The sequence below is a fragment of the Pseudomonas sp. VS40 genome, assembly GCF_018587885.1.
Taxonomy (GTDB): Bacteria; Pseudomonadota; Gammaproteobacteria; order Pseudomonadales; family Pseudomonadaceae; genus Aquipseudomonas; species Aquipseudomonas pergaminensis.
The window spans coordinates 427,331-438,330 of sequence record NZ_JAGYWD010000004.1; the positions used below are offsets into that span (position 1 = coordinate 427,331).

The following is an 11,000-nucleotide window of genomic DNA, read 5'->3' on the forward strand; positions in this document are numbered from 1 at the left end:
GTGGGAGCGGGCTTGCCCGCGAAAGCGGTGTGTCAGTCAACGATTGTAGAGACTGAACCACCGTATTCGCGGGCAAGCCCGCTCCCACATTGGGTATGATGCTGGTCCCGAAACCGAGAGCAGAACAGGCCATGTCCGACGATATCCATTTCTACGAACCCGCCAACGGCCACGGCCTGCCGCATGACCCGTTCAATGCCATTGTCGGGCCGCGTCCGATCGGCTGGATTTCGTCCCACGACAGCGAAGGCCGCCTGAACCTGGCGCCCTACAGTTTCTTCAATGCGTTCAACTACATTCCGCCGATCATTGGGTTTTCCAGTGTCGGGCGCAAAGACAGCCTGAACAACATCGAACAGACCGGCGAGTTTGTCTGGAACCTGGCCACCCGCCCGCTGGCCGAGCAGATGAACCAGAGCTGCGCCGCCGTTTCCCCCGAGGTCAACGAGTTCGAGCTGTCCGGCCTGACGCCGGTGGCGTCGAAGATTGTTGGCGTACCACGGGTGGGCGAGAGCCCGGTGTCGTTCGAGTGCAAGGTCACGCAGATCATCCAGCTTCAGCGCGCCGACAAGGCATTGGTGCCTAGCTGGCTGGTGTTGGGCGAGGTGGTCGCGGTGCACATTGCCAAGTGGCTGCTCAAGGATGGGGTCTACGACACTGCCGCCGCCGAGCCGATCCTGCGCGGTGGCGGCCCGGCGGATTACTTCCAACTGGGCCCCGAAGCCCTGTTCAAGATGTATCGCCCAGGTGCAACACCACGCTGACTGCAAGGCAATAAACCTGTGGGAGCGGGTTTGCTCGCGAAAGCGGTGGATCAGTCACAGCCGTATCGACTGACACGCCGCATTCGCGAGCAAGCCCGCTCCCACAGTTGAATCAGCAGCGTTCTTTAGTTGGCAGCAGTGGCCCAAGACAGTTGACCGTCTTCATCCACATCGACCAAGCATTCAAGCTGCAGGGTCGCCGCATCGTCGGCATCGGAGGCGGTCTTGAACTTTTGTCCATCAAGGATCTTGTGAAACTGCGGTGCGCCCATGCCATCCAGTGCCTTGACGGCGACGGCGGCGCTGTAGCCACCCTCACCCGGTACTACCGCGGAAACGGCTTCGTGGTGGGCAAATTGTTTACGTGCCATGTTGCAGGTCCTGGCCAATGGAAAGTCGGCCATTCTAAACCTGATCAGCCGGCGAGTTGCAGGTACTCGCCGTAGGCATTGGCGGCGGATGCATCGGTGAAGGTCTGGAAGTCCATGCTGCGCACGACCATATCGTTCAACAACTCGGTGAAGATCATCAGCGCTGGAGAGTTGAAGTAGGCGCTCATCGCCTGCTCGCTGCTCCAGAAGCCGGAGATCAACCAGACATCGGGATCGACCTGGGAATGCTGCAACGAGAATTGCAGGCAACCCTGAGCCTGACGGCCCGGTTCGATCAAACTGCTCAAGCGTGCACCGAGTTCGGTGCTGCACCCGGTGCGGGCGCGGATAAAGGCCATATGGCTCGCGGGAATGGGGGTGGACATGTTCGACTCTCCCGTTGAGAAGTGATGCTCGGCAAGCACTGTGAGGGCGTGTTGCCACAGGATCAAAGATAACGGCGCGGGTATGGACGCGGTTAGTCGATTCCTGCCGGCTTATTGCACAATCCTGCGAATAGCGTAGACAGGACGTTCGGCCACCGGTTTTATTCCACGGGCAAACGCCTTGTTTCAGGGAGATGACAGGCCCGGTGCTTGCCTGATTCACGATGTGTCGCAGGATCAGGCAAGGATTGTGCAGAATCGACATAACACTCTCTAACCGCCACCGCTAAGCTGAGCCCATCAAAAAAGTGTGTAGAGGTCGCCCCATGCCGTCGCCCGAAACCAAGTCCATTCCCCTCGATGCCGAAATGGAAAAGCAACGCGCGGAGCTTGCCGGTATCGTGCATCGCCATACCTGGGAAGACGGTTCCTATGGCACGGCGATCACGACCTTGTACCTGAACCGCCACAACACACCGCGCGATTTCATGCCGGTGCTGGTCGAGCCAGCCCTGTGCATTCTTGCCAGCGGCAGCAAGGAAGTGCGCCTGGCGGATGAAATATTCGCCTACGACCCGCTCAACTACTTGGTGTTCTCGGTCGCCATGCCGGTGGCCGGCCGGATCATCGAGGCCACGCCGGAGGACCCGAACCTGTCGGTGCGCATCAATATCGACCCGGCGCAACTGACGGCCTTGATCGCCGAGGCAGGCCCAATGGGCGTGCCGTCACGACCGACGTCACGTGGCATGTACGTCGACCGCATCGACAACCAATTGCTCGACGCGGTGCTGCGCCTGGCGCGCCTGCTCGATACACCCAAAGACATCGCCATGCTCGCGCCCCTGATCAACCGCGAAATTCTTTATCGCCTGTTGCGCGGCCCGCAAGGTTATCGGCTGTATGAAATTGCCGTGGCCAACAGTCAGAGCCACCGCGTCAGCCAGGCGATCAAGTGGCTCAATGGCAACTACGAACAACCGCTGCGCATCGATGACCTGGCCAAGGAAGTCAACCTCAGCGTCTCGACCCTGCACCACCGTTTCAAGGCGATCACCGCCATGAGCCCGCTGCAATACCAGAAGCAACTGCGCCTGCAGGAAGCGCGGCGATTGATGATTGCCGAAGGACTGGAAGCGTCGGCGGCCGGGTATCGCGTGGGGTATGAAAGCCCGTCACAGTTCAGCCGCGAGTACAGCCGATTGTTCGGCGCGCCGCCGCTGAGAGACCTGGCCCGATTGCGCCAAAGCATCTGACTCAACGGAGATCAAAATGTGGGAGCGGCGGTTCGACGCTCCCACATGGGTTTTGTGTTTATTCAGTCCAGACCGCGGGGTAGCTGCAAGGTCACCCGCAACCCTCCCTCGCGCAGATTCTGCAAACTCACTTCACCGCCATGGCTATGGGCAATGTTGCGGGCAATCCCCAATCCCAGGCCGTAGCCCTGTTGCTGCCCGGCCAGGCGAAAGTGCGGTTCGAACACCTGCTCAAGACGCTGCTCCGGCACCCCGGGGCCTTCGTCATCCACGTGCAGGATGAACTCCGCGCCATCGTCCTCGATGTACAGGTGGGCGTTCTGACCGTACTTCAACGCGTTGTCGATCAGGTTGCCAATGCAACGCTTGAGCGCCAGCGGCTTGCCCGGATAGGCGCTCAGCGCTCGGCCGTGTTGGGTGACCCGACCATTGCCGTTCGGCGCCAGGTACGGCTCCACCAGGCAGTCGAGCACGTGGTTCAGGTCGACCGGCTCGATGTTTTCGTGGATATCCGTGTCTTTCACGCACTGCAGCGCGCCCTTCACCAGTAGCTCCAGCTCATCCAGGTCACGGCCGAATTTGGCTTGCAGGTTCTCGTCTTCAAGCAATTCCACACGCAGGCGCAGACGGGTGATGGGCGTGCGCAAGTCGTGGGAAATCGCGCTGAACAACTGGCTGCGTTCGGTCAGGTAACGGCTGATGCGTTCGCGCATCGCATTAAAGGCGCGGCCCACTTCCACCACTTCGCTGCCACCGCCTTCGGCCACCGGTTCTACATCGGCGCCCAGGGACATGTCCCGCGCCGCCCGCGCCAGGCGTTTGAGTGGCCGGCTTTGCCAGTGCACCAGCAGGCCGATGAACAACAGCAGGAAGCCGCTGGTCAGCACGATAAACCACACTTGCTGGGACGGCAGGCCTTGTTCTTCAAGGCTGGTGTAGGGCTCGGGCAACAGCGAGGCGATGTACAGCCATTCGCCGGGGGCAAGCTGGATCTGGGTGACCAATACCGGTGGGTTCACCGGTTCCAGGGTCAACGCATAATGGGCCCAAGAGCGTGGCAGCTCATCGAGTTTGAGCCCGGCATTGAAGATCCGCAGGTCTTCAGCGCTGACGAACTCCACCGAGATGTCCACGTCGGCACCCAGGGTCTGGCGCAGCACCTCGTCCACCGCGACCAGTACCGCCTGTTTGCGTGGCGTTTCCGGTAATACCTGCATGTCCAGCGGGCGATCATTGAGGGTCACGACAAACCGGGTGCCGCCCATGCTGCGCAATTGATCGAGGACCAACGGCCGATAAGCCACCGGCAGCGAACGGAAATAACTGACGCTGGCCGTCATCGAATGCGCCAGGCTACGGGCGCTGGTGACCAGGCCTTCGAGCTGGGTGGCGCGCAACTGCGACACCCAGATCACGCTGGACAGCGCCTGGGCAAACAACACGGCCAGCAGCGTCAGCATCAGCATGCGCCCCAGCAACGAGCGCGGCACCGGAAAGCGACGGCGGTGCTCGGTCAGGTGTTCAGTGGGCATTGCCGGCAACCACGCTGGCTGCCAGTTGGTAACCACTGCCGCGCACCGTGCGGATCAGCCGAGGAGGCTTTTCGGTATCGCGCAGGCGTTGGCGCAGGCGGCTGACGGCCATGTCGACGATACGGTCCAGCGGCATCAGGTCGCGGCCACGGGTAGCGTTGCCGATGGTGTCACGGTCGAGGATCTGTTGCGGGTGGTCGAGAAATAATTTGAGCAGGGCAAAGTCGGCGCCGGAGAGGATCACTTCTTCGCCGTCCACATGGAACAGCCGGTGGCTGATCATATCCAGGCGCCATTCATCAAACACCAGCACGTCCCCACCTACGCTGCGCTCCTGGCCGAACTGGCAACGGCGCAACAGGGCTTTGATCCGTGCTTGCAACTCGCGAGGGCTGAAGGGCTTGCCGATGTAGTCGTCGGCACCCAGCTCCAGGCCGATCACGCGGTCGGCCTCGTCGGAACTGGCAGTGAGCATGATGATCGGCACCTGCGCCTGGCGCGGGTGTTGGCGGATCCAGCGGCAAAGGCTGAACCCGTCTTCGTCCGGCAACATCACATCGAGGATGACCAGGTCGCACGGCGCCTCGTTCATCGCCTGGCGGAACCCCGCGCCATCCGGCACGCCACGCACCTGGAAACCGGCGCGACTGAGGTAGGTCTGCAGCAATTCGCGGATTTCCTGGTCATCGTCGACGAGGAGAATCGATTTACTGATTACGCTCACGGGGTCCTCCTTGTTGTTATGGCCAAGCTTAAGTCATTTGTTGCCCTTGAGGCCCCCTTCGCGAGCAAGCCCGCTCCCACATTTGCCTGCATTCCAACAGTGGAATGCGATCGAATGTGGGAGCGGGCTTGCTCGCGAAGGGGCCATAACTCACTACGCAAAGGCCTGTTCGAGCGCGACGCCAGCCCCGGTCAACCCGGAATACGGCGCAGTCACCAACCACACCGGAATGCCCTTGAAGTAGTCGCTCATGCAGCCTTTGTCGCTGAAGCTCTTGGCAAAGCCGCTGTTGATAAAGAAGTCGGCAAACCTCGGTATCACCCCGCCCACGATATACACACCGCCGCGTCCACCGGTGGTCAATACGTTGTTGCCCGCCACTCGACCCAGCCAGATGCTGAACTGGTCCAGGACTTCCATCGCGATCGGGTCGCCGGCCAGGCCGGCAGCCGTAATGGCTTCGGGCGTGTCCAGTACCGGGGTGTGCCCGTCGACCGCACAAATGGCGCGGTACAAACGGGGCAACCCACCGCCACTCAGCGCGGTCTCGGCGCTGACATGGCCGATCTCCGTGTAAATGTGCTGCCACAGCTGGGTTTCCCGCGGGCTGCTCAGGGGCAGGTCGACATGCCCGCCCTCCCCCGGCAGCGCCGCAAAGCGGCCAGCGCCCAAGTCCAGCAACGTGCCAACCCCCAGGCCAGTGCCTGGGCCGATCACCACCGCCGGACGCAACGGCTCCGGCGTGCCCGCGCAGACCACACGAAATTCGTCGGGCTTGAGGCGGGTCATGCCCAAGGCCATGGCCGAGAAGTCATTGACCAGCAGCAGTTCATCCACCTGCAGGGTTTTGCAAAAGTCAGTCTTGCTCAGGCGCCAATGATTGTTGGTGAATTTAAATTCATTCCCACTCACCGGCCCGGCGACCGACAGGCATACCGCGCCGATGTCCCCGATTTCCAGGCCTTCTTCCTTGAGGTAAACCTTAATCGCGTCTTCAGGGCTGGAGTGATCCGCCGTGGCATGCACGCGGATCGAATGCAGTTCCTGATCGCGCCACAACGCAAAACGGGCGTTGGTGCCCCCGATATCACCGACCAGCGCAAGCTTCACTTAAGCGTCTCCAAGGCAGAGGTAAAGGCGCTGGCGCCCTGCTCTGCGGAGCTTGCGGCCAAGCGCATAAATGCAAACAGCTCGCGACCGGCCCCCACGTTATTGCCCAACAGGCCCGTGGCAGGCGCGCGCGCTGCGAATTCGTCGGCGTCCACCTTAAGCTCCAAGGTGCCCTTCACGCCATCCACGCGAATGATATCGCCATCGCGCACCCGCGCCAGCGGCCCGCCGCTCTGGGCTTCGGGGTTGACGTGGATCGCGGCGGGGATCTTACCCGACGCGCCGGACATACGCCCGTCTGTTACCAGTGCGACCTTGAAGCCACGGTCCTGCAACACGCCAAGGAACGGCGTCATCTTGTGCAGTTCGGGCATGCCATTGGAGCGCGGGCCCTGGAAGCGCATGACGGCCACGAAGTCTTTTTCCAACTGACCGGCCTTGAACGCGTCGGCCAGGTCTTGCTGGTCCTGGAACACCACCGCCGGCGCTTCAACAATTTGATGTTCCGGAGCCACGGCAGACACTTTCATCACGCCACGCCCGAGGTTGCCTTCCATCACGCGCAAGCCACCTTCCGGCGAGAACGCACGGGCTACGGGACGCAGGATGCTTTCGTCGAGGCTTTCGATCGGGCCGTCGCGCCAGATCAGCTCGCCGTCGACCAGGAATGGTTCCTGGGTGTAGCGGCTCAGGCCTTTGCCAGCCACGGTGTTGACGTCCTCGTGAAGCAGGCCGGCTTCGAGCAGCTCGCGGATCAGGAACGACATGCCGCCCGCCGCCTGGAAGTGGTTGATGTCGGCCTTGCCGTTTGGATACACGTGGGACAGGGTCGGCACCACCTCGGAAAGGTCGGCCATGTCGTCCCAGGTGAGGATAATGCCCGCCGACATGGCGATGGCCGGCATGTGCAGGGTGTGGTTGGTGGACCCGCCCGTGGCGTTGAGTGCAATGATCGAGTTGACGATGGATTTCTCGTCGACGATCTCGCCGATCGGCGTGAAGTTGCCGTTGGCCTTGGTCAGGCGCGTGACCTGGTGCGCGGCTTCGCGGGTCAGGGCATCACGCAGCGGTGTGTAGGGGTTGACGAACGAAGCGCCCGGCAAGTGCAGGCCCATGACTTCCATCAGCAGTTGGTTGGTGTTGGCGGTGCCGTAGAAGGTGCAGGTGCCAGGGCTGTGGTAGGACTTCATCTCCGATTCCAGCAGCTCTTCGCGGGTGGCCTTGCCTTCTGCGTAGCGCTGGCGCACGTCGGCTTTCTGTTTGTTGGAGATACCCGACGGCATTGGGCCGCCCGGTACGAAGATCATCGGCAGGTGGCCGTAGCGCAGCGCGCCCATCATCAGGCCGGGGACGATCTTGTCGCAGATGCCCAGCATCAGCGCGGCGTCGAACATGTTGTGGGACAGCGCTACCGCTGTGGACATGGCAATCACTTCACGGCTGAGCAGGCTCAGTTCCATGCCAGGCTCGCCCTGGGTCACGCCATCGCACATGGCCGGGGTGCCGCCGGCGAACTGGCCGACCGAGCCGACTTCGCGCAGGGCTTTCTTGATCTGCTCGGGGAAGTGTTCGTACGGCTGATGCGCCGAGAGCATGTCGTTATATGAAGAAACAATTGCCACGTTGGCCGCATTCATCATGCGCAGGCTGTTTTTGTCTTCGGTGCCGCAACCGGCCACGCCATGGGCGAAGTTGGCGCATTGCAGCTTGCCGCGCATCGGACCGTCGCTGGCTGCGCCGCGAATGAGCGCAAGGTAAGCCTCGCGGGTGGCGCGGCTGCGGGCGATAAGCCGTTCGGTGACCTCAAGGACGCGGGGATGCATGTGTAGAACTCCAGGCTAACGGATGTGGCGACCTGAGTGTCTATGCTGATCAAACGCCCGCAGCGCATGGGATGGCAGGGAGTCGTTTGGATCATCGGACCAGTTGATTCAGGTCACTCGTTGTAGATTGAACAAAATATTGCCACTAAAAAGGCTTGTTTTCTATTTTTATGCGAATAATCTTGTAATTCTTACAACAAATCGACGACAGGCACTTTCCAATGACTCTTCGTATCGCAATCAATGGTTTTGGCCGTATCGGCCGTAATGTCCTGCGCGCACTGTATACCCAAGGCTACCGCCAGGATTTGCAGATCGTCGCCATCAACGATCTGGGCGACAGTTCGATCAACGCCCACCTGCTCAAATACGACACCGTGCATGGCACTTTCGAAGCAGAGGTCGCTCACGATCAGGAAAGCCTGACCGTCAATGGCGACCGGATTGCCGTCAGTGCCATTCGCAACCCCGCCGACCTGCCGTGGGCTGCACACAAGATCGACGTGGTGTTCGAATGCACCGGCCTGTTCACCGACCGTGACAAGGCTGCCGCCCATATTACCGCTGGCGCGCGCAAGGTGATCATCTCGGCCCCGGCCAAGGGCGCGGACGCCACTGTGGTTTATGGCGTAAACCATGACATTTTGCGTCAGTCCCACCAGATCATCTCCAACGCCTCGTGCACCACCAACTGCCTGGCGCCAGTCGCCCAGGTGCTGCACCGCGAGCTGGGTATCGAAAGCGGCCTGATGACCACGATTCACGCCTACACCAACGACCAGAACCTGACCGACGTCTACCACACCGACCCGTACCGCGCGCGTTCGGCCACCCAGAACATGATCCCGAGCAAAACCGGCGCCGCCGAAGCCGTAGGCCTGGTGCTGCCGGAATTGGCGGGCAAGCTGACCGGCATGGCCGTGCGTGTGCCGGTGATCAACGTGTCGCTGGTTGACCTCACCGTACAACTGAAGAAAGAAGCCACTGCCGAAGAAGTCAACGCGCTGCTCAAAGAAGCCAGCCAGCACTCGAAGATCCTCGGCTACAACACCCTGCCGCTGGTTTCCAGTGACTTCAACCACAACCCGCTGTCGTCGATCTTCGACGCCAATCACACCAAGGTCAGCGGCAAGTTGCTCAAAGTGCTGGCCTGGTACGACAACGAGTGGGGCTTCTCCAACCGTATGCTGGATAACTGCCTGGCGCTGTGCAACGCCGAGTAATCCAGTGGGAGTAGGCTTGTGTGGGAGCGGGCTTGCTCGCGAATACAGACGCCTCGGTTCATCTGAATACCGAGGTGATGCATTCGCGAGCAAGCCCGCTCCCACATTTGTCCTGTGCAAAACCGCTCAAAGTGCCACTTGCCATTTGAGTTGATGATAAGCATTATCATTAACTGTAAATCGGTCTGGTACCACTGTGAGCCAATCTCGCTTCAACCACGTCTTTCTCACCCAACGGGTGATTCTGCTTCGCACCTTGCAGCGGATGGTGAATAACCACAGCACCGCCGAAGACCTGTTGCAGGAAACCTACCTGCGCGTCACCCGGGCCCTCAGTGAGCGGCCGATCGATCACCTCGAACCCTTCGTCTATCAAACCGCGCGCAACCTCGCGCTGGATCATCTGCGTGCACGTCGGATCCAGGCCCGCATGCTGCAGGAAGATGTCCCGCTGGACGTCCTGCAAAGCGTCGCCGCGCCGATCAGCACGCCCGAAGATGCCACCCAGGCCGAGCAGATGCTTGAAGCCCTCAGCGTCAGCCTTGGCCAGTTGAGCGCCCGCCAACAGCAGATTTTCATTCTCAGCCGCCTGCATGGTTGCAGTTACCAGGAGATCGCCGATCAGCTCCAAGTGTCCTTGAGCACCGTGCAAAAGGAACTGAAATTGATCATGGCCATCTGTGTAGGTGTGGCCGAACGGCTGGATCGGCCTTAAGCTTCACTCGACAGAATCGTCGACCCAAGCTGCAGGAAAGTTGAATAGAACGTGGCGAAGACCCGAGGAACACCGTGACGGACCCGAATAAACTGCGCCCCCATGAGCTGGCTCATGAGGTGTTGCAAGACACGGCTATGGACCAAGCCCTCGACTGGCTGATCGCCTTGCAGTGCCCGCAGCCCGGGCAGCAGGCCGAATTCGAAGCCTGGCTGGCCAGCGACCCCGCCCACGTCCACGCCTTCGGCAAGGCCCAGGCTGCCTGGGGTGGCGCGCCGGTGTACAGCGCCGCCGTCGCACTGGCGGCGCCGCGCAAACCCAGCGCCTGGCGCCGGATCAAGCCGCACTGGAAGCCACTGGCCACCGCCGCCGTGTTGTTGATCGGCCTGTTCAGCTTCAGCAATTTGCCGGTACGCCTGCAAGCCGACCACCTTACCGTGGTGGGCGAACGCCAGCGCCTGCAATTGGACGACGGCTCCAAGGTGTTGCTCAACACCAACTCGGCGTTTTCCAGCAGCATCAAGGACCACCAGCGTATCGCCCGCCTGTACCAGGGCGAGGCGTTTTTCGAAATCCTGCCCAACCATGGCCTGCCCCTGGAAATCGACGCCGGCCCCGTGCGCGCCAGCGTGCGTGATACCGCGTTCGCCGTGCGCTACCTCAATGGCGAAGCGCAGGTGCAAGTTCAGCGCGGCGATGTCGACCTGAGCAACACCTTCGATGATGCCCGCGTGCGCCTGCGCGCCGGTGAAAGTATCCGCATCGGGCCCAAGGGCTTCGGCCAACCCGCCAAGCTGGACGCCAACAAGGACCTGGCCTGGGTGCAGGGCCGGCTGATCTTCGAAAACTGCCCCATGAGCGAAGTGCTTGCCGAACTGCGCCGCTATTACCCTGGCTGGATCGTCAACACCAACGATCAACTCGCCAGCGTCGCCGTCACGGGCAATTACCGCCTCGACCAGCCGCTGGACGTGGTGCGTTCACTGGCGCACATCACCTCGGCCAAGCTGTCGGAATACCCGGCGCTGGTGATCCTGAACTAAATGAGAATTATTTTTACTCGATAGCCAACGATGGTACGTCTCGTCTTAGCCAA

General features: G+C 61.2%; 11 protein-coding genes. 5 read left to right on the forward strand and 6 right to left on the reverse strand.

Annotation, left to right across the window (positions count from 1 at the left end; all coding sequences use genetic code 11):
* Positions 1-131 precede the first annotated feature (131 nt).
* The gene (locus KHP07_RS14770; RefSeq protein WP_078050036.1) at positions 132-764 is read left to right on the forward strand and encodes a flavin reductase family protein; all 633 of its coding nucleotides are present in this window, start codon (positions 132-134) and stop codon (positions 762-764) included.
* A 125-nt stretch (positions 765-889) separates the two neighbouring features.
* Here the strand turns inward: KHP07_RS14770 and KHP07_RS14775 are convergent, their stop codons facing one another.
* Both KHP07_RS14775 and KHP07_RS14780 read right to left on the reverse strand, forming a co-directional pair.
* Positions 890-1,168: a hypothetical protein gene (locus KHP07_RS14775; protein WP_078050037.1), complete on the reverse strand. Its 279-nt coding sequence runs from the start codon at positions 1,166-1,168 to the stop codon at positions 890-892.
* 11 nt (positions 1,169-1,179) lie between these two features.
* Positions 1,180-1,521, reverse strand: a complete 342-nt coding sequence (locus tag KHP07_RS14780) for an antibiotic biosynthesis monooxygenase family protein (protein ID WP_065925866.1) — start codon at positions 1,519-1,521, stop codon at positions 1,180-1,182.
* Between the two features lie 326 nt (positions 1,522-1,847).
* On the opposite strand from KHP07_RS14780, the gene KHP07_RS14785 reads away from it, so the two are divergent.
* Positions 1,848-2,777: an AraC family transcriptional regulator gene (locus KHP07_RS14785; RefSeq protein WP_078050038.1), complete on the forward strand. Its 930-nt coding sequence runs from the start codon at positions 1,848-1,850 to the stop codon at positions 2,775-2,777.
* Positions 2,778-2,839: 62 nt separating this feature from the next.
* Here KHP07_RS14785 and KHP07_RS14790 read toward each other — a convergent pair whose 3' ends face one another.
* From KHP07_RS14790 to edd, 4 genes are all read right to left on the reverse strand, one after another.
* Positions 2,840-4,267, reverse strand: a complete 1,428-nt coding sequence (locus tag KHP07_RS14790; protein WP_214497477.1) for an ATP-binding protein — start codon at positions 4,265-4,267, stop codon at positions 2,840-2,842.
* Between the two features lie 31 nt (positions 4,268-4,298).
* Entirely contained in the window at positions 4,299-5,033 is a 735-nt protein-coding gene (locus KHP07_RS14795) for a response regulator (protein WP_025854798.1), read from the reverse strand.
* 153 nt (positions 5,034-5,186) lie between these two features.
* Positions 5,187-6,143 (reverse strand): glucokinase, encoded by a 957-nt coding sequence (locus tag KHP07_RS14800; protein ID WP_078050040.1) that lies wholly within the window; start codon positions 6,141-6,143, stop codon positions 5,187-5,189.
* Positions 6,140-7,966, reverse strand: coding sequence for a phosphogluconate dehydratase (gene edd / locus KHP07_RS14805; protein WP_099494265.1), 1,827 nt, complete (start codon positions 7,964-7,966; stop codon positions 6,140-6,142). Before edd ends, KHP07_RS14800 begins: the two co-directional genes overlap by 4 nt.
* A gap of 221 nt (positions 7,967-8,187) precedes the next feature.
* Here edd and gap point away from each other — a divergent pair, with 221 nt between their 5' ends.
* From gap to KHP07_RS14820, 3 genes are all read left to right on the forward strand, one after another.
* On the forward strand, positions 8,188-9,189 hold the full coding sequence (gene gap / locus KHP07_RS14810) for a type I glyceraldehyde-3-phosphate dehydrogenase (protein WP_015885658.1): 1,002 nt from the start codon (positions 8,188-8,190) through the stop codon (positions 9,187-9,189).
* Positions 9,190-9,385: 196 nt separating this feature from the next.
* On the forward strand, positions 9,386-9,904 hold the full coding sequence (locus KHP07_RS14815; protein WP_099494264.1) for an RNA polymerase sigma factor: 519 nt from the start codon (positions 9,386-9,388) through the stop codon (positions 9,902-9,904).
* 74 nt (positions 9,905-9,978) lie between these two features.
* Entirely contained in the window at positions 9,979-10,947 is a 969-nt protein-coding gene (locus tag KHP07_RS14820) for a FecR family protein (RefSeq protein WP_214497416.1), read from the forward strand.
* Positions 10,948-11,000 lie beyond the last annotated feature (53 nt).